The following is a 23364-nucleotide window of genomic DNA, read 5'->3' as shown; positions in this document are numbered from 1 at the left end:
TCCAAAAGGATAGCTGGATTAAACAGCCGATTCCCGCCCGCAATTGCTGCTGGATCGGCGCATCACTCCGAGATTTCGGCAATTGACTCCAGCATTATTAAGCTGACTAATAAGCCAGGCGGACAACGATCCGCAAAGAGGGGATCCCGGATCATGGCAAGAATATCGGCCCGTGCGGCGGCAGTTTTGGTAGCGCTAACGTCCACGGGTACCGCCCTGCCGGCATCGGCGCAGGTCACCACCAACGCACCGGCGCCGGTGCAGGGTGCACTTCCCGCCACCACGCAGTGGATCAAGGTCCATTCCTCCGCGATCGCCGGCAATCTAGAAGGCGAATCAGCCGATCGGGATGTGCTGGTGCTCCTGCCACCGGGCTATGCGAAGAATCCGCACAAGCGCTATCCGGTGCTCTAAGCGCTGCACGGCTATTCAATCGGCGCAGAGCAGTGGACGAAGGAGATCCACGTGCCCCAGACGGTCGAGGGCGGCTTCGCCAAGGGCGCCCGCGAGATGATCGTCGTCTTCCCGGACAGCAAGACGGTCCACAACGGCTCGATGTATTCGAGCTCGGTCACCACCGGCGATTTCGAGAGCTTCGTGGCGCACGACCTGGTCCGTTACATCGACGCGCATTACCGCACGCTGCCGGTACGTGAGAGCCGCGGCCTGGCCGGTCATTCGATGGGCGGCTACGGAACCTCGCGGATCGGGATGAAACATCCGGACGTGTTCGGCGCCATCTACATGATGAGCCCCTGCTGCCTGTCGCCGCGCGATCCTTCCCAGTTCAATGCGGCAAGCGGCGCGGCGCTGGAGAAGCTCAAGTCGATCGAAGAGGCAACGAAGCTCGGCTGGGGCGAGCGCGCGCAGCTCGCCAGCGCGGCGGCTTGGTCGCCCAATCCGCAGAAACCGCCGCTCTTCCTCGACCTGCCGGTGGAGGACGGCGCCGTGCAACCGCAGGTGCTGGCGAAATGGGCGGCGAACGCCCCGCTTGCCTTTGTCGACCAATATATCGGCAACCTGCGGCGCTACCGCGCGATCGCCATCGATGTCGGCAACCGGGACGGACTGAAGGACGATGCCCGCAAGCTGCACGAAACGCTCGATCGCCACGGCATCGCCAACAGCTTCGAGATATATTCCGGCGACCATGTCAGCGGGGTGGCGATGCGCTTCCAGGATTATGTGATCCCGTTCTTCAGCAAGAACCTCGCGTTCGGGGCCAGCAGGTGAAGCGCGCCGCCGCCACCGCGCTGGTCGCGCTCGCCGCGCTCTGGACTCCGCCCCTGGCCGCCCAGTCCGATCCGCTGGCGCCCACCGGCCGCTGGAGCGCCTATACGCGCGGCGCCGCCCAGCTGCCGCCGATGGGCTGGAACAGCTGGAACGCGTTCGCGCTCGACATCAGCGAGGCGAAGCTGCTCGGCTCCGCCCAGATCATCGCCTCGTCGGGTCTGGCCGCCAAGGGCTATCGCTATATCGATCTGGACGAAGGCTGGTGGGCGCGCCGCGCCGCCGATGGCCGGATGGTAATCCGCACTGACAAATTCCCCTCCGCCCTGCTGTCCGACGGCCGGACCAGCTTCCGCCCGCTCACAGACAAGCTGCACGGCATGGGCTTCAAGGCCGGCATCTATTCGGACATCGGCCGCAACAGCTGCGGCCAGATCCACAGCGACGACATCCCCAACAAGCCGAGCGGCACCGTCGCCGAGCGCGAGGTCGGTCTGTACGGCCATGTCGACCAGGACATCGCGCTCTATTTCGGCGAATGGGGCTTCGACCTGATCAAGGTCGACGGTTGCGGCATCCGCGGGCTCTGGCCCGACTCGCCCAAGGTATTGTCCGGCGAGTTCCGCGCGCTGACCCCGCTGGTCGACAGCGGCTCGCTGGGCACGACGGACATTGCCGCGACCAAGGCGCTCTATGACCGGGTCCGCCAGGCGCTGGAGCGCAACAATCCGGACAATGACTTCATCTTCTCGCTCTGCCTGTGGGGCGCCGCGGACGTGCGCTCCTGGGCGCGGCAGATGGCCAGCATCTCGCGGACCAGCGAGGACATCTTCCCGATCTGGGGCCGCATGCTCCACAACATGGACACCTCGATCCGCCGCCCGCTCTACGCGCATCCCGGCTCGTGGAACGATCCCGACATGCTCTATATCGGCACGGGCGATTTCGACGCGAAGCACCTGACCGAGGCGCGCTCGCATTTCAGCCTCTGGGCGATGCTCAACGCGCCGCTGATGATCGGCTACGACCTGCGGAGCGCAGACCCGGCGCTGATGGCGATCCTCGGCAAGAGCGAAGTCATCGCGCTCGATCAGGATCCAGCTGGCAACCAGGCGGTGCTCGCCTATGATTCCGACGATGTCAGCATCCTGGTGAAGACGCTCGCCAATGGCGACAAGGCGGTTGCGGTGCTCAACCGCACCTCCGATCCGGTCACCGCCTCGTTGATGGCGTCGCACCTGAAATATGCGGCGGACGCCGATATCTCGCTGACCGACATCTGGACCGGCGCCCAGTCCAAATTCCGCGATCGGCAGGACCTGACGCTCGCGCCGCGCGAGACCCTACTGTTCCGTGCCACCGGCAAGCGGGTGCTGCCCGACGGGCTCTATCTCTCCGAGATGCCGGGCAGCGTGAACCCGGCGATCGACGGGGTGGTCGCCCCCGAAGTCGATCCGCTCGTCCACCGGGCGATCCTTCCTTGGGCCGGCACGCGCATCTCGCGCGAGCCGCCGCGCTATGGCGGCTGGGGCGGCGCGCAGCCGGACAGCACGCCCTGGTCCGAGCAGATCGGCGTCGCCGGCAAGCGCTTCGACACCGGGATCGGCATCCTCGCCAACTCGCGGCTCGAAGTACGCAACAAGGGCTATGCACGCTTCACCACTTTGGTGGGCGTCGACGATTCCGCGCGCGATCGCAGCCAGCCGGTGACCTTCGAGATCTATGGCGACGGCAAGCTGCTCGCGCGCTCGCGCCCGATACGCTTCGGCGAGGCCGCCGCTCCGCTCGAAGCGAATGTCGCCGGCAAGGCGCTGATCGAGCTGGTCGCGCGGACCCCGGGCAAGCCGCGCTTCCCGGATCCCGTGACCTGGGCGGAGGCGGCGCTTCGGCACTGACCTCCCTCCCCCGGTCACATCGACGAGCGCGTGTCCTCGAGCGCAAGGTCGACAAGCACGCGCATCGCCTCGCTTGCTCCCTCGGCATCGCCTGCCGCGATCGCATCGAACACGCGGACATGGTCGGGCAGCGGATCGCGCGGCAGGGCACGGGCGCGCTGCTTGAACTGGGTCGTCCAAGTCACCGCCGCGACGATGCTAGCGCTGAGCGCGATGAGCGCATTGTTGTGCGACGCCCGCAGCAGCGCATCGTGGAAATCGCGATCGGCGGCGCGTCCAGCCTCGGTCGCAAGCGTATGGCGCCGCATCGCCGCCAAGGCGTCCTTCATCACCTTGATGTCGGCCTTGTCCCGGCGCTCCGCGGCCAGGCGCGCCGCATTGGGTTCGACGATGGCGCGCAGCTCGAATAGGTCGCGGACGAAATCGAGGTCCGGCTCCCCCGAAAACGCCCATGCCAGGACCGCCGGATCGAGCATGTTCCAGCGACTTCGCGGCAATACGCGCGTGCCTGCCTTGGGCCGGCTCTCGACCAGTCCCTTCGCGGTGAGCACCTGCACCGCTTCACGATAGGCGCTACGCGATACGTCGAGTGCTTCGGAACTGGCCACTTCGCCGGTCAGTCGTTCGCCGGGGGCGATTTCACCGGAGACGATCGCGGTACCGAGATAATGGGCGACCGCGCCGCGCAAGCGGCGGCCGGTCCCTCTGGGAGAGGAGGTCAATCGTTCTGCAGGGACTCCCGCGTCCGTTGAAGCCTTCTCTTCCCGTGATCCCATCCCATGACCGCCCCTGTCTGAGTTAAGGATCCTTATCCGTGCACGGGACCGCGCTTGCAAGTTGCGTTTGACGCAAGTGTGGGCCGGGCGAGGACGCTGGTCCCCGCCCGGCTGCCCGTTCAGAGATCGATCTGCACCACCGCCACGGACTTGCCCGGCAGCTCAAGCGCCACGCCGGCCTTGCCGGCCTTGCCCGTGAACGGCTTGGGCACCACGGCATTGGGCGCCTCGAAGCTGTTCACCGAGTCCACCCGCGGAGCAGTCAGCATCTCGCCCCGCGCGGCGCGTGGCTGTACGCCGGGGAAGCGGGCTACGATCTTCGCGGGCCGGTTCGGATCGAGATTGGTCACGGCCAGCCAGAGCTTGCCCGCCGTGTCGCGCACCGCGACCGCATCGACCCGCGGCAGCTTGATGTCGCCCTGGGTGTAGGTTCCGCCGTCGAACTTCACCGGCATATAGGTCGCATCCTGGAACGGCAGGTACATCTTGTAGATGTGGTAGGTCGGGGTGAGGACCATCTTCTCCTTGTCGGTGAGGATCATCGCCTGGAGCACATTGATCATCTGGGCGATGTTGGTGATCCGCACCCGGTCCGCATGGCGCGCGAAGATATTGAGGTTGAGCGCCGCCAGGATCGCGTCGCGCATCGAGTTCTGCTGCTGCAGGAAGCCCGGGTTGCTGCCCGGATTGGGCGCGAGCCAGGCGCCCCATTCGTCGACCGCGATCGCCACCTTCTTCTCGGGATCGTACTTGTCCATGATCGCGGCGTTCTTCGCGATGGTCTCGTCCATGCCCAGCGTTTCCTTGAGCATGCGCGCGTAGCGGCCCTCGTCGAACCCGGTGCTCGGCTGGGTCACCGGCCAGCCGCCGCCGGTGGTGTAGCGGTGGAGCGAGAGGCCCTCGATGCTCCACGCCCAGTCATGTGCCTTCCATGCCTTCATCACGCTTTCGGTGTAGGACAGGTTGTCGTCGCCCGGACCCACGGCGATACGCTGCATCGCGCCGGGGCTGTCGGCGGCCTGGGCCGGGTTGTAGTTGCGCACGAAGCGGGCGAAGGGCTTCATCACATCGGCATAATGGTCGGCGGTCATCGCGCCGCCGCACGACCAGCTCTCGTTGCCGATGCCGAGATACTTCACCTTGTACGGCGCGGCGTGTCCGTTCCCAGCGCGCTCCCTGCCCGCCGTCGTCGCGGGATCGGCGGTCATGTACTCGAGCCACTCGGCGGCCTCCGCCACCGTACCCGAGCCGATATTGACCGAGACATAGGCGTCGCTGCCGATCTGGTCGACAAAGTCCATGAATTCGTCGGTTCCGAAGCTGTTTGGCTCCGTCGCCCCTCCCCAGTTCGAATTGATCGAAACCCTGCGGTCCTTCGCCGGGCCAATGCCGTGGCGCCAGTGATATTCGTCGGCAAAGCAGCCGCCCGGCCAGCGCACGTTCGGCACGCGGATCGCGCGGAGCGCCGCGACCACGTCCTTGCGGATGCCGCGCACATTGGGGATCGGGGAGTCCTTGCCGACCCAGACGCCGCCATAGATGCCGGTGCCGAGATGTTCGGCGAACTGGCCGAAGATGTTGCGGTCGATCTTGCTGCCGGGCTTGGCGGTATCCACCACCATTTCCACCGGCGCGGACGCGTCGGTCTGCGCAAGAGCCGGCGACGCGGAGGCCAGCAGGAGCGCAACGGCGGCGCCCGGACGGACGAGGTCGATCATTAATCCTCCCTGTTCTGATCTGTTCTCAGGCGAAAGTGGACGCTGGACGAAGTGCTCAGCACACAGCCTCCTCAGAATCTTAGTCTGACAAAATCAGCGGTCAAGCCAGAGTCGCCATACGCAGCATCACTAGACGCATGAGGAAACAGGGACGAGGGTCGCGCTTGAAACTAGTTTCAATAGTCCTACAATATAATCGGCGAGGGTGATATCCGCCCTCCAACGGGGAAATGCGCGTTGAACCGACTGGCCAGGACGGATGCATTGGCTGCGGCGCAGGTACGTGCCCAATGAACCTCGACCTCGACAACAAGGTGGTGATCGTCTCCGGCGGTGCCAGCGGCATCGGCGCCGCGGTGGTGAGCGTTCTCGCCGGCGAAGGCGCGATCCCGTTCGTTCTGGACAGCACCCTTCCCCCCGCCGAGCTGCTCGCGCGCACCGGGGCTCCGGCACAGATCGTCGACTTTGCGGATTCAGCCGCTTGCACCGCGGCGGTCCAGCGGGTCGCAAGCCGGTTCGGCCGCATCGATGCGCTGGTGAACGGCGCCCGCGGCGAGCCGGAAACGGAAGAGATGGAACCTGCCTTCGCCTCGGTCACCCGCAACCTGGCGCACCATCATCTGATGACCCAGGCCTGCCTGCCGCATCTGCGCCGAACGCGCGGCTCCATCGTGAGCATCGCGAAACGGGTTGGCTTTGAGTTCGACGAATCGGCCAGCTATGTCGCCGCCAAAGCAGGCATGATCGGACTTACGCAGGAATGGGCGGCCCTCCTCTCGAAAGATGATATCCGCGTAAACGCCGTGATTCCAGGTGGAGTAGCTGCTGCTCCCCTCCAGCAAGCCGATCGCAACACCCGCTTTACTACGCCGCCCCTTCCGCACCCGACCGACGCCGGTGAAGTCGCCAATGTCGCCGCATTCCTGCTTTCCGAATGCGCTGGACGGACTACGGGCCAATGGCTTTGCATCGACCGCAGGGACCAACCCGCAGTGCATAGCCTGGCCTGAGCCAGCTTCGCCCAGCGGTTGCGAGCCAACGGCGATGCGCGCCGGCTCAGCTATCGCCATGCAGTTTTGGTGGCGCCGCCGGATAAAAGGCCAATCAGCCGTAAGCTGAGAACTCGGGCCGCAATATCGTCCGCCTGTTCCCATAACGAAGTTCGAATTTCATCCACGATGGCCTGCCATTTCCGACTCTCGCTGTTGTTGCGCGCCTCCGCGCACCCGTGGCTCCGCTTTTTTGCGGGCGTGGTTCCGTATATTCGCGACAGGATCGGCGTGATGGTCCACCCTTGGTCACGCCCCGAGATCGAGGCTGAGCAGTTCAGTCGCCGCAAGGAATGTCATGACCACGCCCGCGATCGTTTCCGCCGTGATTGCCGCCGTCAACGACGGAAACGTCTCGCGGTTTCTCGACCTGTTCGATACCATGGGCGTGGTCGATGACTGGGGTTCGATCTATCGCGGGCATGAAGCGATCCGGGCCTGGTCGGACCGCGAACTGATCGGCGTGGCCGCCAACTTCACCCTGGAAGATACCGGGGAGCATGGGGATACCGCCTGGATGCGCGTTCAGGTGGGCGGCAATGGCTTTACCGGGCCGAGCCGCTTCGCCTTCTCGATGCATGACGGGCGCATTGCCCGAATGACGATCACGGCCGACTGAGCGACGGGCAAGCAAAGACCACGCGCCTGATCTGGCTTCTAGCCCCGGAAACCCCGGAAGACCTTCCACATCTCCTGAGCGAAAATCGCCGGTTGCTCGAATGCAGCAAAATGGCCGCCCTTCTCCACTTCATTCCAGTAGAATAATTGGGGCCACGCGGCTTCCGCCCAGGCGCGCGGCGGGAGGAAGGTCTCGGCCGGAAAGATCGTCGCGGCCATCGGTAATTCTATGGGTGCACCGGTGCCGCGCGCAGCGGAAAAGAAGCCGTGATCGCGGATCGTCGCCCCGACACCTTCCCAGTAGAGCCGGGCACTCGAAGCACCCGTCCCGGTGAACCAATAGAGCGAGATATCGTCGAGCATCTGGTCCATGCTCAGCGCATCCTCCGGTCGCCCCTCATTGTCGGTCCACTCCTGGAATTTTTCGTACATCCATGTGGCGAGCGCCACTGGAGAGTCCGTCAATCCATAGCCGATCGTCTGGGGACGCGTATTCATCTGGTCGGCATATCCGGCCTTGTCGCTCACGAAGCGCTCGATCGCATCAAGTGCGGCCCGCTCCTCCGCAGTCGGATTGGCGGGCGGGACCTCCGGCACCACGAAGAGCAGGTTCACATGCGCGGCGAGCAGGCCCTCGGGGCGCTGGCTCGCCAGGGCGTGCGTCACGGCGGAGCCCCAGTCCCCGCCCTGGGCCACCCACCGCCTGTATCCAAGCTTGTCGCGCATGAGCGTGGTCCAGGCTTGCGCGATGCGGCCCGGATTCCATCCGGTGCCCGAGGGGCGATCCGAGAAGCCATAGCCCGGCATCGACGGCACCACGACATCGAAGGCGTCAGTGGCCTTGCCGCCGAAGCGCACCGGGTCGGTCAGCCGGTCGATGACGTCGAGGAACTCGACGACCGACCCTGGCCAACCATGCGAAAGCAGGATCGGCAACGCGCCGGGGTGCGGCGAACGCGCATGGATGAAGTGGATGCCCACGCCATCGATCAGCGTCCGGAACTGAGGGAAGCGATTGATCCTCGCTTCGAATGCGCGCCAGTCATAATCCTCGCGCCAATAGTCGATCAGTGCCCGCGCGGAGGCGAGCGGCACCCCCTGCGACCAGCCGTTCACGGTTTCGCGCTCGGGCCAACGGGTCAGGGCCAGCCTCGCCCGCAGATCGTCCAGCGCAGCTTGCGGCACGTCGACCTGGAAGGGACTGATCGCCTCGGTCGCCGGAGGCAGCCCGTAGGACGCGGCCCCCTCTATCTGGACGGACGGATCGGCGGGAACGGTCATGTTCAACTCCAAACAAGGATGAGCGGGAGCGCCCGCAGGCATGTCGCTGCCCAGCGATTCTGTAGCGCTCGCTACAATTGCGAGCGAGCCGCGTCGCGGTCAAGATTTTTCTTTAACGACTGCTACAGTTGTCCTAGCTCGGCGGAATGGCGCGCAAACTGACGTTCGACTATGATCAGGCCCTCGACAGGGCCACCGAGCTGTTCTGGCGGAAGGGCTATGCGGGCACCGGAATCCGCGATCTCCTGAAGGAGATGGAGATTGGCGAGGGCTCCTTCTACCATAGCCTGAAGAGCAAGAGGCACCTCTTCCTCCTGTGCCTGGCGCGGTATGATGAGACAGTGGTTGCAAAGCGGATGCGGCTGATGGCGTCGGCGCCGGACGCGGGCGCCGGCATCAGGGCTTTCTTCACGCATATGTTCGACTATCTCGACGACGCGAAGGCCCCATCCAAACTCTGCATGATCGCGGCGACCGTCGAGGAGGAGGTGCTGGTCGATCCTGAACTGCGGCAACGGGCCGCGAAGGGACTGAAGGATCTCGAAGCCCAGTTCGCCTCGCGCCTCGCCCGGGACCCGCAGAGTCCGTCGGCGCGCATCGAGGATGGCGCTCTCGCTGCGATCCTGACAACCTATGTGCAGGGCCTGTGGCGGATGGCCTTGGTGGACTATGACCGCGGCCGCTTCGAGCAGCAGACCGAGATTCTCCTGGGCAGCCTTGGCGTCTAGGAGCACGCACAGCGAGCCCTGGGCGGCGGTGTCTCTTCCGTATATCCCAATTGTTCGCCGCGACAGAATGGTGATGTCCAAGGATACATGATTATCCCTGGCCCCTCAGAGGTCATGCTCCGGTTGGCGCACGCAGCCGCCATCACAAGGAGATCATCATGAGTAGCAGCATCCATCCGGCCCACCCGGCCGCCACCCCCTCTCGGTACGGTTTCGTCATAACCACCATGGTGGCAGCCACCACTGCCGCCCTCGCCGCCGCCGCCAGCCTTGCATTGTCGGTGCCTGTCTGGGCGATGTTCGTCGGCTGGATCGCCTTCTTCACCCGCGGCCTCGACACGCGCGGGGCCCTGGAGAACCTTGCATGTGTAGGCTTCGGACTGACGATCGGATTGCTCGCCTCGCTGGTCATTCCGCCGCTGGCGGCGGTCGCGGGAGCGGGGCTGGCGCTTCCGGTCGTGGTCTTCGTTGTCGCCCTGTCGGTCGTGGCGCTGCGCGGCCTTCCCATCCTGAACAATCTGCTGGGCTATTTCCTGGGCCTGGTGGCGTGGTTCGCCGCGCATCTCGAGCCCTCGCTCGAAAGCGTCGCACATCTGTTCGGTGCCGGCGCCATCGGGTCGACCGCCGGCTGGATTTCGCACCGCCTGCCGTTCCATCTTCTGAAGCGGGCATGAGCCGCGTCGGCCATCGGAACGGGTCGCCACGCACGCACAGCCATGGGCGACACTGTCGATCCATGGCTGTGCGCATCGCCCTGCCCGCTCGCGCTATCAGGCGATTTCGGTCGTCCTGACCAGCTTGCGGTTCAGGAACTCACCGATCCCGATTTCCGAAAGCTCGCGACCAAAGCCCGAATTCTTCACACCGCCGAACGGCGTTTCCGGTGCGTCGCTGAAACAGGTGTTGATGTAGACCATGCCTGAGTCGATCCGGGCTGCGACTTCCTGCGCGTGCCTGGTGTCGGCATCGAAGACATAGCCGCCCAGGCCGAACTGCGTGGCATTGGCGAGCGCGATTGCCTCCTCCTCGGTATCGACCACATAGAAGGAGAGCACCGGGCCGAACGCCTCCTGGTTGAACAGGGGATTGTCCGGCGTGATGTTGGTGATGATCGCCGGATCGAGGAAGAAGCCGGGACGATCGAGCCGCGTGCCGCCGCGCACGATTTCGGCGCCCGCTGCGGTGGCGGCAGCGACCTGGCCCAGCAAGGTCTCGAGCTGGCGTTCGCTGACCAGCGGGCCGAGATTGGTCTCCTCGTCCGTCGGATCTCCCACCTTGAGCGCGTCGAAGCGCGCCTTGAGCTTGGCCAGCATCTCGGCGCCGCGCGCCTTGCCGACGACGATCACGCGCTTGATGTTGACGCAGCCCTGGCCCGAATTGAAGGTGCGGCCCATCACCACCTGGTCGGCGGCATAGTCGAGCGGCGCTCCCGGCAGGATGAGCGCGGGATCGCTTCCGCCGAGCTCGAGGATCACCTTCTTGAGATTACGTCCGGCACGCTCGGCCACTGCGGCGCCGGCGCGATCGCTGCCGGTCAGGGCGACGCCGCGGACGCGACTGTTGTCGATCAGCGCGGCGACCTGCTCGACGCTGCAGAAGAGGTTCGTATAGGCGCCCGCCGGGGCGCCCGCCTCTTCGAACAGCCGCGCAAAGGCAAGCGCGCATTCCGGGACGTTCGGCGCGTGCTTCATCAGCACGACATTGCCGGCGACGAGCTGCGGCCCCGCCACGCGAGCGAGCTGGTAATAGGGAAAGTTCCACGGCTCGATGGCAAGGATGGCGCCGATCGGCTCGGCGAAAACCGTCGCGCCCGGGGCCTCCGGCAGCGGCTGCGGCGCCAGGAAACGCTCACCGTGCTTCGCGTAATAGTCGAGGATATCGGCGGCGAGATCGACCTCCACGTAACCGAAGCGGGTGACCTTGCCCATTTCGCGGGTCAGATAGCCCTGATACTCGTCGCGCTTCTCGCGCAGGATCTGGGCGGCGCGCGCCACGATTCCGGCACGCTCGGCGATCGGGCGCCCGCGCCAGTCGTCGTGGAAGGTCCGATCCGCCGTCCCGAGCGCGTCGAACAATTCGGTATCGGTGATGAAGGGATAGGGCGTTCCGGGTTCGCCCGTCGCCGGGTTGATGCTTTGAAAGCTCACTGCGGGATCCTGTACTTACAAGGTTGTGAAGATAGAATGTCGGTGGCGATCGTGCTGGTCAGAGCTCGGCCCCGGCGGGATCGGGCGCGCGCGCCGAGAGCGCGGCACCTTCGACCGGCAGGTGCCAGGGCACCGCGAAATCGGTGTAGATCTCGGCCTGGGGTACGATCCCCTCGCTGCTGTCGAGCGTCCCCGCCTTCACCAGCACGACGCCGGGAAGATTCGGCGCGAGCGTCATGATCGGGGACCCGCAGGCCGGGCAGAAGAAGCGATCGGATGCCTGGCCGCTATCGCCCACGGTCCGGACGACCTGGGTCGTCCCGCTGATCTCGAAATCGCCTGCATAGACGAACAGATTGACGGAGAAGGCTCCGCCGCTCTGCTTCTGGCAATGGTGGCAGTGGCAGATCGCGGTGAAGCCTGGCTTCGCTGCCAGGCTGTAGCGGACGGCGCCACACAAGCAGCCGCCTTCTCGGTTCGTCATGATATGCTTCCTTGAGTCTGGTTCACGCTGAACAGGCAACCACGCCTGGAAAGCGCCAGGGGTCATCCGCAGCGACGGCATTCGCCGGCGCAGGGGATGGTAGACATTTATTCGAAAACGTTTTCGTGAATTATGTATCGGGCCCGAGCTTGTCAAGAAGCCGGCACAGCCGCTCTTACCTATCCACCCTCGCCAATCTCATCAAATCTGGCAGCAAAACGAAAACGTTTTCGAACCAACGAGAAAGCGCCCTTGCTCAGGAACGACCGCCACCCCGAGCGCTAGAGGAAGCGAAGGTTCAAGCCGCCACACCGGAATCGAGCGGAAGCCCATCCGAGGCGCGCAGGATAATTTCGGGAGCCCAGACTTCCTGCAGGGTCTCCGCGGGTGCGCCATCCAGGTGCGCGAAAAGCAGTTCGGCCATTCGACGGCCCGCCTCGAGCGCAGGCGCGGAAAAGGTGGTCAGGGGCGGGCGCAGATAAGGGCCCAGCGGGTGGTCGTCGCAGCCGATGACCGCAACATCGCTACCCGGCCTTTTGCCGGTTTCGGATATTGCCTGCATGGCACCGGTCGCGATCAGGTCGTGCCCGCACATGAGGGCGGTGGGCGGCTGTTCCAGCGCCAGAAGGCGCCGCGCCGCATCCAGCCCGCCCTTCTCCGCGAGTTCCGCCTCCAGGACCAAGTCGGGATCGAACGGCAAATGCGCGGCCTCGAGCGCCGCGCGGTAGCCCTGGAACAGATATTTGCTCATCATGAGAGCACCGGGGGTCGAGATCAGCCCGATCCGGCGATGGCCCAGGCTGACGAAACGCGCCGTCCCATCTCGCCCGGCAACGCTCCGGTCGATGTCGACATAGGGGAAGGGATCGCCGGTCTCGCTCCTGCCCAGGGTCACGAAGGGCACGCCTCGTCCCTGGAGATAGGCGATCCGCGGATCCTCCCTGCGGGTCCGTCCGAACATCACCGCATCGACGCGCTGGACTTCCACGAGGCGCCGGAAGCTCTCCATCTCGGCTTCGGGATTCCGGCCGGTGACCATGACCAGTTGGAAGGGCGTGCCCTCCAACCCGTCCTCAATCCCCATCAGCAGGTCGAGAAAGAACGGGTTCACGAAGTTCGACTGGGGAGCGGACAGCACGAAGCCGATCGTCTCCGATGTCTGGCGGCGCAAGCGTCGCGCGGCAGGGTCAGGAGAGAAGCCCAGCGCCGCCGCGCCCTCCTGGACGCGTTTCCGCGTCGCCTCGCTGACATCCGATCGCGCGTTGAGAGCCTTGGAAACGGTGGAAACCGATAATCCCAGATGCCGCGCCAGTCCGACGATGTTGATCGACCGCTTCATGGCTCCTCTTATCGCATGCCGGCGAAATGACGAGCCTCGACTTCGCCCGGCACCTGGCGAGGGGCATTCGGACACACAGTGGACAAGACCGAACAGTCCAACTAGCCTTTCCGACTTCACCTTCGCGCAAGCGGAATCCCAAATCGGTCGTGCCACTGCGTATGAACGCGAAGAATGCTGCTCCGGAAACGCTGGAAGCCGTTTTTCTCCGCGATCGCGCGCGGCTGCTCGGCTTTCTGGCGCGGGCCGGGGCCGGCGCCGAGGCGGAGGACCTGATGCAGGAGGCCTGGCTTCGGATCGAAAGCCAGCGCGGCCGCGAGGAGCCGGATCAGCCCCTCTCCTATCTCTACCGGCTGCTTCACAATCTCATGCTCGACCGCAGGCGGAGCGAAGTGCGCTCGGCGAGGCGGGATACGGAATGGGCCGACATCTCCGGCGGGAGCGTGCCCGGCACGTCCGAGGAACCCGACACGGACCGGCGGATGATCGCCGAGGAAGAGATCCGCGCGGTCCACGCCGCGGTCACGGCGCTGGGCGAGCCCACCGCCACCATCTTTCGCCGCCACCGGATCGACGGGATCGTCCAGCGGCGCATCGCCGAGGAACTCGGGCTGGGCGTCAGCACCGTCGAAAAACATCTGCGGCGCGCTTATGCCGCGCTCCTTGATTGGCGGAGCATGCGCGATGAGGCGTAGCGGTTTCGGTGACGTCTTGAGGACATGGTCATGACGGACGCCAATAACCGGATCCGGCAGGAGGCGCTCGACTGGGTGATCCGCCTGCGGCATGCCGATGCGGCGGACTGGGCGGCGTTCGACGCCTGGCTGGGCGCGGACAGCGCCCATGCCGATGCCTATTGGCCGCTCGCCACGGCGGATGCGGACGTGGCCGCAGCCCTCGCCCAGCCCCTGCCCTCTGCCGAGGTGATTGCGCTCGAGCCGGTTCGGAAGCGGCGGTGGCTGGCGGCGGCACTGCTGCCGATTGCGGCATCGATCGCGCTTGCCGTCGGGCTTTGGTGGACATTGGCGCCGGGCGCTATACCGGACACGGTGTTCGAAACGCGCGCCGGGGAGACGCGCGAGGCAAGCCTGCCCGACGGCACCCGCGTCGCGCTCAACGGCGACACCCGGCTCGTCCTCGAGGGCGCCGATCCGCGCCGGGTCCGACTGGAACGGGGAGAGGCCCGCTTCGCGGTCGTCCACCGTGCCGATGCCCCCTTCGTCGTCAGCGTAGGCGCGGCGCAACTGCACGATATCGGCACGGTGTTCGATGTGGTTCGCGATGGCGCCGCGGTGCGCGTCGCCGTGGCCGAAGGCGCCGTGCAGTATCGGGAAGACGCGACCTCGCTTCGGCTCAATCCGGGCGACAGCCTGACGCGTGGGGCGAACGGCACGATCCGTACCGCCCGGATCGCGCCGGCGGACGTGGCAGCCTGGCGCGCCCGGCGGCTGACCTACGACCAGGTTCCCCTGGAGCTGGTCGCCGCCGACCTGGCACGCGCAACCGGCGTGCCGGTGACGCTCGATACCGGGCTGGCCGGACGGCGCTTCAGCGGCGGCCTTCATCTCGACGCACCGCCAGAAGCCGTGATTGCGCGCGCTGCCGCGTTGATGGGCGTGCGGGCACGGCGCGACGGCACCGGCTGGAGACTCTCCGAACGGTGAAGCTCGGCGCGCCGCTGGTCCCGATCCTCTGCATCTCCGGCATCGCCCATGCCGGCGACCGCCAGATGATGATCGATCTGCCGGCAGGCACGCTGGGCCAGGCGCTCGCGCTGCTGTCGCGACAGGCAAATATCGACATAGGCACCGCAGACCCGGCGCTGCAATCGCTGCGCGTGCCGGGCATACGCGGGCGCATGACCGCCGCCGAGGCCCTCGACCGGCTGCTGCGGGACAGCATTGCGGTAGCGCACCGGCGCGGCGGATTGTGGCGCATCGAGCGGCGCCCCGCACCGCGGAAATCACCCGCTCCGGCGCGCACCCCCTCACCGGTGCCGGAAGCGGCGCCACCGGCCGAGATCCTGGTGCTTGGATCGAAGCGCGCCACCCGTCTCGACGCCTATCCGGGCACGGTAGCGATGCTGTCCCCCGAAAGGATCGGGCTCGACACCGCGGCACAGGGCAGCGAGGCGCTGGTCCACCGGCTGGCCAGTGTGGGAACGACGCATTTCGGGCCGGGGCGCAACAAGCTGTTCGTGCGCGGCGTGATCGATTCCGGCTTCACCGGCCCCAGCCAGGCGACCACCGGCCAGTATCTCAACGAAACCCGCCTGACCTACAACGCACCGGATCCGGATCTCCGCCTCTATGACATCGCCTCGATCGAGGTGCTCGAAGGCCCGCAGGGCACGCTCTACGGCGCCGGTTCGCTGGGCGGTGTGATCCACATCGTCACGGCCCGCCCGGAACTCGACCGGATCGCGGGAAGCGCGGCGGCCGGCCTGAGCAGCACGCGGCACGGCGATCCCGGGGGCGACGCCGCGGCGATGCTGAACCTGCCGCTGGTCCCCGGCCGCATCGGCCTGCGCCTGGTCGGCTATGCCGAACTCGAGGGCGGCTATGTCGATAATCCACTGCTGCACAAGGACGATATCAACGGGATCACCACGCTGGGCGGCCGCGCCACCGTGCGTGCCGTGCTTGGCGACTGGACAGTGGATATCGGCGGCGTCGCGCAGACGATCCGCGGCGACGACAGCCCGTGGATCGATGCGGCTGGCGGCCCCTCGGCCCTCAGCAGGGCGACACCCGATCGGCTGGGCTATGTCGACGATTACCGGCTCGCCGACCTGACGCTCCTCCGGCGCTGGGGAGATCTGTCGTTGATATCCTCGACGGCAAGCGTGCTCCAGCACGTCACCGAACATTATGACGCCGGCAATGGCGGCATGGGCTTCCTGGTGGCGCAGCGCGGACGCACGACCATGCTGGTCAACGAGACCAGGCTCTCCGCCCGCCATGCCGATGGCTCGGGCTGGCTGCTCGGCATCAGCCTGCTCGACAATAGCAGCCGCCTGGGGCGCATCGGCGCGGCTCCGGACGGCGGAACCTCGCCGCGCGAACAGGCGGACAATCGCGTGCGCGAGGCCACGTTCTTCGGCGAAGCCGATCTGCCGCTCGCACCGGGCCTTGTCGCCACCGCCGGCGCGCGCCTGACTATCGCCGAGGTGAAGGGCGCCGCACGGGCCTATACCGGGCCGAGCACGATCCCGATCTTCGGCGATCCGGTTTCGGTGGCCGGCCGGCATGTCGAGAAGCGGGCGCTTCCCAGCCTCGCCCTCGCCTGGAAACCTGCCCGCGGCCTCCTGCTGTTCGCGCGCTACCAGCATGGCTTTCGCCCGGGCGGCTTCGGGATCAGCGGAGTCCGCGGCCGGTCCTATGACGGCGACCGGATCGGCGCGATCGAAGGGGGGCTGCGCTACCACACGCCCGGCGGCACGTTCGATATGGCCTTGAGCGGCGCCTGGACCCGCTGGAACGATATCCTGGCCGAAGTGGTGTCGCTCGGCGGCGATCCGGTCACCCAGAATATCGGCGATGGCGATATTCTTTCAGCCGAGGGGCAACTGGGTTGGCGCCCGCATGCCGGGCTGCGGCTGGGGGCCGGCATCTTCCTCAACCGCAGCCGGCTCACCGATGCGCGTGTCGCCTCGGTAGTGGTTCGCGGCCAGGCGCTGCCCAATGTCGCGCGGCTCGGCGCCCAGGCGAATCTCGACTATTCCGCGCCGGTCGCGGCCGGCATTGCGCTGAGCTTCTCGGCGAACCTGCGCTATTTCGGCGGCTCGCACATCGGAGCCGGACCGCTGCTCGACGCCGCGCAGGGCAATTATCTCGATGACCGGGTGCTGCTGCGGCTGGGCAATGCCCGGCGCGGATTCAGCCTGCAGGTGACCAACCTCCAGGACGGCCACGCCAACCGGTTCGCGCTCGGCACGCCCTATCGGATCTACGATCCGCAAGCGACGCCGCAACAGCCGCGCACTGTCCGCCTGGGCTTCGACGCGAAATTTTGATGCGCCGCACCACGGCGCGACGAAAAAAACGAACCGCCCATAAGGTGTCCGCTTTCCGGTGACGTCCTCCAGTCAATGAGGGCGCGCCGAAACCGTGCCGGCGGGACGCGAGAAGAACGAGTTCCGACGGATCGGCCGGTAGCAGCAGCGCCCTTCAAATATATGACAGGGAGCCAGATTTTGCAGCAGAATCGCCGAACCCGGATCGCATCCCCTACCCTCTTGTCTCGCCGGGGTGCCCTGCGCCGGGCGCTTGCACTCGGCACCGCCCTTTCGGGTGCCGGCGCAGCCCTGCTCGCCGCCGCGCCTGCCCAGGCCCAGCAGCTTCCGGCCCGCTCGCCGCTCACGCTCACCGCACCGCAGCTCCTGCCGCCCCCGACCCGCTTCCACGCCCGCCAGAACGAGCCGGCCCCCCAGGATCTCACCCGCCTTCCGGCCGACCGCTTCTCGGCGCCCCCCATCGTCGCGCCGACCGGCGGGATCCAGATCCAGCGGACCCCGAGCTGGGTGCAACCAGTGGCAAGTGCCCCGGCGCCGGTCGCGGATCTGACCATCGCGGCTCCGCGCGCGGCCGCATTCGCCGGCGGTGACGTCGCAGTCGAGAAGGGCGACATCGCCACGACTGGCGATGACATGCCCGGTGTCGATACCGTCGCCACCGGCACCACCACGATCACCACCGGCAACATCGCCACCCAGGGCAGCAACTCGGGCGGGGTCCGGGCATATGGCTATGGCGACATGACCATCCATGCCGGCGACATCCATACCGAGGGCTATCGCGCGGATGGCATCAACGCGAACACCAATGTCGGCGGCAATTCCGGCGGCATCGAGATCACCGCTGGCAATATCGAGACCGGCGGCTTCGCGGCATCGGGCGTGCGCGCCACGGCCTATAACGGCAGCACGGCCATCACGGTCGGCTCGGTGAAGACCAGCGGCTATGGCGCCGACGGCATCTATGGCTGGAGCTACCAGCACGACACGACGATCAACGCCGGCACCGTCGAGACCAGCGGCGTCGGCGGACGCGGCATCACCGCCTATTCGGGCGGCACGACCACGGTGAACGTCGAGACCGTCAGCACCACGGGCCAGGGCTATGGCACCTTCCTGGATTCGGGCGCGATCAAGGCCGTCGGCGCGGCTGTGGAGGTGCATGCCGGCACCGTCAGCACCACCGGCGACTATTCGGTCGGCATCTACGCCAACAGCAACTTCGTCCATGACAACGGCCAGGACGACCATCATATCACCGTCGAGGCGGGCACCGTCACCACTTCGGGCCTCGGCTCCGACGGCATCACCCTGGTCAACACCGCGCAGAACAGCCAGAGCAGCATCAAGGTCGACAAGGTCGAGACGCATGGCGACTATGCCAATGGCGTGTTCGGTTTCGCACCGCTCGGCTCGATCAGCATCGATGCGGATGAAGTCACGACGCACGGCGCCGGTTCGGGCGGCATCATCGCCGCCAGCTATTATGGCACCGTCTCGGTCCATGCTGGCACCGTGACGACCAGCGGCCAGAATGCGGTAGGCGTCTATTCCTATGCCGGCGGCAAGCAGAACTCGGCGGGCACTACCAATACGGTCGAGGTCGGTACGGTCGTCACCAGCGGCGACGGCGCGATCGGCATCGAGACGATCAGCCTCGGCACGCAGGCGGATACCAAGATCACCGCGGGCTCCGTCACCACCCAGGGCTATGCCGCCACGGGCATCCGCGCGATTGCCGATGGCCCGGGCAGCGACATCACGATCAACGCCGGCACCGTCGAGACCCATGGCAAATACGCCGACGGCATCGATGCGATAAATTATGCGCTGGGCGGCAAGGTCACGATCACGGCCGACCAGGTGAGCACGAGCGGCGATTACACCGCCGGCATCTTCACCTACGCGTCCAGCGGCGACACCAACATCACGGTAGGAACGGTTGCCACCAGCGGCAATCTCAGCTTCGGAATTTCGGCTGGGGATCGCTATGGCGACGTCCATATCGACGCAGGCAGCGTGAGCACCACGGGCGACAGCTCGTTCGGCATCAGCGCCTCGGGCATCAACGTCTCGGTCGATGCCGACACAGTGGAGACCAAGGGCTATCTCGGCGTCGGCATCCAGGCAGGCGCCATGGACGATGTGACGGTGAAAGCCGGCTCGATCACCACCGAAGGCGATCTGGCGCGCGGCATCGATGCTTCGGGCACCAGTGTCACCATCACCGCCGGCAACGTCACCACCGACGGTTTCGGCTCGAACGCGATCAACGCGGTCGCCTATGGCACTGGCTCGGTCGATGTGACCACCACCGGCCATATCGCCACCAAGGACGTCTATTCGGATGCGGTCGCGGCCTTTGCCGGCGGCAATGTCTCTGTCCACAATCAGGGCCAGATCACCACCGAGGCAACCGGCGGGCGCGGCGTCTACGCAGTCTCGTTCGGCGGGGGCGACATCTCCGTCACCGGTGCCGGCACCATCGACACCAAGGGCCTGGGCGCCAAGGGCGTCTACGCGATCACCTATGGCGGCTCGATCTCGGTAGACCAGAGCCATATCGGCACCGCGGGCGACAATGCAGCAGGCATCTATGCCCTCTCGCTCGACACGGGGATCGCGCATGACAGCCCCAGCACGATCACCATCCATGCCGGCGACGTCGTCACCCAGGGCTATCAATCGCACGGCATCCGCACCTTCGCCAATGCCGAGGGCGTCGATGTATCGGTGAGCGCCGGATCGGTGGAGACGCACGGCGATCGCGCCTGGGGCATCTATGCCTCGACGCTGTCCGGCAACGTCTCGGTCGATGTCGGCAGTGTCACGACCAGCGGCGAAGGCGCTGTCGGCGTCAGCGCACGCTCGGTCTATGGCGATGTCGATCTGACCGCTGGCAGCGTCCATGTCGGTGCCGACTATACCAACGCGATCGAGGCGGTCAGCACGTCCGGCCAGGGCGATGTCCACGTCAAGGTGAAGGACGCCAGCGCCGGGGCCTATGCCAACACGATCCTTGCATCGGGCCATTCGGTGACGCTCGAGATCGACGGCAGGATCGACAAGTCGGGCAGCTACAGCGCCATCGCCGCGATCGCCAGCGGCGGCGATGCGACGATCACCAACAACGGCACGATCGCCACCACCAATGGTGGCGCCAATGACGCCTATCTCGCCAACGGCATCTATGTCCGCGCCGATGGCGATGTGACGGTCAACGGCCATGGCACGATCTCGACCCAGGGCCAGTTCGGCGACGGCGTGAACGCCTATAGCAACCGGGGCGGCGCCATCACGGTGTCGCAGGACGCAATCAGCACCGCCGGTGGCCAGAGCAACGGCGTGGTGGCGGTGACCAGCAATCGCATCGGTGCCGAGCCCTCCAATGGCGCAGGCGGCATCACCGTCACGCTTGGCTCGCTGTCGACCAAGGGCTGGGGCGCATCGGGCATGCTGCTTTCCGACAACACCAAGCTCGGCAGCGCGATGGCGATCGTCACCGGCGACCTGACCACCGAGGGTGACCAGGCGCGCGGCGTAAGCATCTATTCGGCCAACCAGACCGCCGGCGCGAAGCTCAACAACGTCTCGACCAAGGGCTATTACGCCCAGGCCGTCCATCTCGACGGTCACCGCGCCGAGTTGGACGTCAGCGGCAAGGTCTCGACCGAGGGCGTGCTTTCCACTGCCATCGTCGCCTATGCCGGCAATGGCGGGATCAAGATCAGCGGCGGCGGCGCGATCAGCACCAAGGGCGCGTATTTCAGCGCAGGCGTCCGCGCCTCGTCCCCCGGCGACATTGCCATCGACGTCGGCACCGTCTCGACCGTCGGCCGGGGCTCGAACGGCATCGAAGCGACCGAGGCCAAGCGCCACTCGGAAGTCTATCCCTACGAGCCGCCTGCCGACGACAAGACGGGCGCGAAGGGCGCAAGCGACCTCGCCAAAGGCTTCCCCTTCCCTGATCCGCGCGATCCGGAGACGGCAACGACCGGCAGCACCATCTCGGTCACGGTCAAGGGCGTCACCACCGCCGGGGCGAACTCGGATGGCATCATGGTGAGCACCACCACCGGCAATGCCGACATCCACAGCGGCACGGTCGCGGTGACCGGCAAGAACTCGATCGGTGTCTTCGCAGAGGGACGCAACGTGCGGGCGGACACGGGCAATACCAGCTCGGCCCAGGCCACCGCGATCGCGCTGCAGGGCTTCGACAGCGCGCAGCTCGCCGTGCATGGCAAGGTGACCGGCGGCGTCGATGGCGTGCTGCTCCAGAGCTATCACAACAGCCTGACCGTCACGTCCGGCGCGACGATCAGCGGCGCGGTGAACGGCATCACGATCGACGCCACCCCGCACGTCACCCCGCGCGTTCAATATTGGGGTTATGCGCCGGAGAGCTATATCGGCCAGGACATCCCGCAGCCTCTGCCACCGGCCAATCCGGCGGCGGGCACTGCCCGGATCGACAATGCCGGTACGATCACCGGCGGCACCGGCTATGCCATCGCCGTCAGCGGCGGCGGTGTGGACGTGGCCAATAGCGGCGTCGTGGTCGGCGCGGTGAAGTTCTCGGCCTTCGCCGACACCTTCACCAACAGTGGCACCTTCATCGCGACCAAGAACAGCGATTTCGGCGGCGGCGGCGACGTGTTCGTCAATTCGGGCACGTTCAAGCTCGGTATGGCGCCGGCCACTGCCCAGGCGCGCCTCGCCGCGGCAGCGGTGGGTGGCACCTCGGTCTCGCTGCTCAATCTCGCCACCTTCAAGAACAACGGAATCGTCGACCTGCGCAACGGCACCGGCGGCGATGTGCTGACCCTGTCGGGCGCCTATGTCGGCTCGGGCAATGCCATGCTCGGCCTGGACGTGACCGCGGGCGGCGCGGACAAGCTGGTGATCGGGGGCGCCGCGACCGGATCGACCGCCATCCTGCTCGACGTGACGCCGGAAGGCGCCAGGCTGCTGAGCAGCCCGGTCCAGCTGGTCAAGGCCGGGACTGGTAGCGCTGCCAGCGCCTTCACCCTCGCCAATGCCAATGTCGGCCTGGTGCAGTACAGCCTGGCGTTCGACGCCACCTCCGGCTCCTTCGGCCTCAGCGCCCAGGCCGGCGCGCCGGTCTACCGCCTGCTCAAGCTCGACGAGGGCGGACAGGCGATCTGGAACCAGTCGGCGGACACCTGGTCGAGCCACATGGCCGACCTGCGCGACCTGCCGGGCCAGGGTGGGCTGTGGGGCCAGGCCTATGGCAGCGTCGCCAACCGCAACGAGACGCGCAGCGTTGGCGGCACCGCCTACAGCTTCGACTATCGCCAGGATTATTTCGGCGGCCAGGCGGGCTATGACTTCGGCGGCGAGAAGCTCGTGTTCGGCGTGACCGCCGGCTATCTCAACTCGAACCTGAACATGCAGGGTTCGGGCGAGCGGATCCGCTACGACAGCCTGAATGCTGGCGGGTATGTCGGCTACAATGCCGGTGCCTTCTTCGTGAACGGCCTCGTCCAATATGCCCATTACTGGGCCAATGCGCGCGACCGTGTCGCTAACTGGTCCGACGATACCAATGGCGATGACATCGGCGGCAAGGTCGAGGTCGGTGCCCGCCTGGGCAATGGCAAGTTCTTTGCCGAGCCGATCGCCGCCCTCGCCTATCAGCGCTCCAGCTTCGGTGCGCTGCAGGCACTTGGGCAGACGATCGATCCGGAGAGCAATTCCGGCTTCACCGGCTCGCTCGGGGCGCGCCTCGGCTCCAGCTTCGTCCTGAAGGGCGGCGCCAAGGCGACGGTCTATGCCCGCGGCCTGTTCGTCCACCAGTTCGACGGCGAAGGCGCGCTGACCTTCGACAGCGGCGGCGCGAGCGAGCGCCTCGTCAACCGCCGGCTGGGTGACGTGGGCCAGTTCGCCCTCGGCCTGAATATCGGCGGGGCCGGCAAGGTCAGCGGCTTCCTTGAGGGCAATGCCACTGCCGGCAAGAACGGCAGCGGCGGCGGCGGCCGCGTGGGGCTCCGCTTCAAGTTCTGACCTGACTAGCGAGGGTCCGCGGTGCGCCGGACCCTCGCCTCTTTCTTCCAAAGGCAA

At 66.4% G+C, this 23364-nt stretch carries 17 protein-coding genes; 11 read left to right on the top strand and 6 right to left on the bottom strand.

From position 1 onward, the window contains the following. The first annotated feature begins 153 nt into the window (after positions 1-153). From J2W22_RS22135 to J2W22_RS22125, 3 genes are read left to right on the top strand one after another with little or no spacing between them, the layout of a single operon-like run. On the top strand, positions 154-414 hold the full coding sequence (locus tag J2W22_RS22135; RefSeq protein WP_307120447.1) for a hypothetical protein: 261 nt from the start codon (positions 154-156) through the stop codon (positions 412-414). Positions 415-465: 51 nt separating this feature from the next. Next, on the top strand, positions 466-1233 hold the full coding sequence (locus J2W22_RS22130) for an alpha/beta hydrolase (protein WP_373423009.1): 768 nt from the start codon (positions 466-468) through the stop codon (positions 1231-1233). Then, positions 1230-3125, top strand: coding sequence for an NPCBM/NEW2 domain-containing protein (locus J2W22_RS22125; RefSeq protein WP_373423008.1), 1896 nt, complete (start codon positions 1230-1232; stop codon positions 3123-3125). The genes J2W22_RS22130 and J2W22_RS22125 overlap by 4 nt, the downstream gene beginning before the upstream one ends. 14 nt (positions 3126-3139) lie before the next feature. Here the strand turns inward: J2W22_RS22125 and J2W22_RS22120 are convergent, their stop codons facing one another. Both J2W22_RS22120 and J2W22_RS22115 read right to left on the bottom strand, forming a co-directional pair. After that, positions 3140-3901, bottom strand: coding sequence for a FadR/GntR family transcriptional regulator (locus J2W22_RS22120; RefSeq protein ID WP_307120446.1), 762 nt, complete (start codon positions 3899-3901; stop codon positions 3140-3142). A 119-nt stretch (positions 3902-4020) separates the two neighbouring features. Beyond that, positions 4021-5619: an alpha-N-arabinofuranosidase gene (locus J2W22_RS22115; protein ID WP_307120445.1), complete on the bottom strand. Its 1599-nt coding sequence runs from the start codon at positions 5617-5619 to the stop codon at positions 4021-4023. Positions 5620-5909: 290 nt separating this feature from the next. Here J2W22_RS22115 and J2W22_RS22110 point away from each other — a divergent pair, with 290 nt between their 5' ends. Then, on the top strand, positions 5910-6629 hold the full coding sequence (locus J2W22_RS22110; protein WP_307120444.1) for an SDR family NAD(P)-dependent oxidoreductase: 720 nt from the start codon (positions 5910-5912) through the stop codon (positions 6627-6629). A gap of 337 nt (positions 6630-6966) precedes the next feature. Next, complete coding sequence (locus J2W22_RS22105) at positions 6967-7287, top strand: nuclear transport factor 2 family protein (RefSeq protein ID WP_307120442.1); 321 nt, start codon at positions 6967-6969, stop codon at positions 7285-7287. Between the two features lie 38 nt (positions 7288-7325). Here the strand turns inward: J2W22_RS22105 and J2W22_RS22100 are convergent, their stop codons facing one another. Continuing rightward, a complete protein-coding gene (locus tag J2W22_RS22100) occupies positions 7326-8567 on the bottom strand; it encodes an epoxide hydrolase family protein (protein ID WP_307120441.1) in 1242 nt (413 codons plus the stop codon). Between the two features lie 146 nt (positions 8568-8713). Between J2W22_RS22100 and J2W22_RS22095 the strand changes: the two genes are divergently transcribed. Both J2W22_RS22095 and J2W22_RS22090 read left to right on the top strand, forming a co-directional pair. After that, the gene (locus tag J2W22_RS22095) at positions 8714-9295 is read left to right on the top strand and encodes a TetR/AcrR family transcriptional regulator (protein WP_307120440.1); all 582 of its coding nucleotides are present in this window, start codon (positions 8714-8716) and stop codon (positions 9293-9295) included. Positions 9296-9453: 158 nt separating this feature from the next. Beyond that, entirely contained in the window at positions 9454-9969 is a 516-nt protein-coding gene (locus J2W22_RS22090; RefSeq protein WP_307120439.1) for a DUF1097 domain-containing protein, read from the top strand. Between the two features lie 96 nt (positions 9970-10065). Here J2W22_RS22090 and J2W22_RS22085 read toward each other — a convergent pair whose 3' ends face one another. The 3 genes from J2W22_RS22085 to J2W22_RS22075 all read right to left on the bottom strand — a co-directional run bounded on the left by J2W22_RS22085 (position 10066) and on the right by J2W22_RS22075 (position 13265). Continuing rightward, positions 10066-11442 carry an aldehyde dehydrogenase family protein gene (locus J2W22_RS22085; protein ID WP_307120438.1) on the bottom strand — a complete coding sequence of 459 codons (1377 nt, stop codon included), beginning with the start codon at positions 11440-11442 and terminating at the stop codon, positions 10066-10068. Between the two features lie 58 nt (positions 11443-11500). Continuing rightward, positions 11501-11926: a GFA family protein gene (locus J2W22_RS22080; protein WP_307120437.1), complete on the bottom strand. Its 426-nt coding sequence runs from the start codon at positions 11924-11926 to the stop codon at positions 11501-11503. Between the two features lie 298 nt (positions 11927-12224). Further along, entirely contained in the window at positions 12225-13265 is a 1041-nt protein-coding gene (locus J2W22_RS22075; RefSeq protein WP_307120436.1) for a LacI family DNA-binding transcriptional regulator, read from the bottom strand. A 161-nt stretch (positions 13266-13426) separates the two neighbouring features. Here J2W22_RS22075 and J2W22_RS22070 point away from each other — a divergent pair, with 161 nt between their 5' ends. The 4 genes from J2W22_RS22070 to J2W22_RS22055 all read left to right on the top strand — a co-directional run bounded on the left by J2W22_RS22070 (position 13427) and on the right by J2W22_RS22055 (position 23307). Next, positions 13427-13960, top strand: a complete 534-nt coding sequence (locus tag J2W22_RS22070) for a sigma-70 family RNA polymerase sigma factor (protein WP_307120435.1) — start codon at positions 13427-13429, stop codon at positions 13958-13960. A gap of 30 nt (positions 13961-13990) precedes the next feature. After that, on the top strand, positions 13991-14929 hold the full coding sequence (locus tag J2W22_RS22065) for a FecR family protein (RefSeq protein ID WP_307120434.1): 939 nt from the start codon (positions 13991-13993) through the stop codon (positions 14927-14929). Further along, positions 14926-17280 (top strand): TonB-dependent receptor, encoded by a 2355-nt coding sequence (locus J2W22_RS22060; RefSeq protein ID WP_307120433.1) that lies wholly within the window; start codon positions 14926-14928, stop codon positions 17278-17280. Before J2W22_RS22065 ends, J2W22_RS22060 begins: the two co-directional genes overlap by 4 nt. Positions 17281-17502: 222 nt before the next feature. Continuing rightward, positions 17503-23307: a pertactin-like passenger domain-containing protein gene (locus J2W22_RS22055; RefSeq protein WP_307120431.1), complete on the top strand. Its 5805-nt coding sequence runs from the start codon at positions 17503-17505 to the stop codon at positions 23305-23307. Positions 23308-23364 lie beyond the last annotated feature (57 nt).

The sequence above is a fragment of the Sphingomonas kyeonggiensis genome, assembly GCF_030812785.1.
GTDB lineage: Bacteria > Pseudomonadota > Alphaproteobacteria > Sphingomonadales > Sphingomonadaceae > Sphingomonas > Sphingomonas kyeonggiensis_B.
Note: the sequence above shows the minus strand (reverse complement) of the source record. Positions and strands in the feature narration are given on the sequence as shown.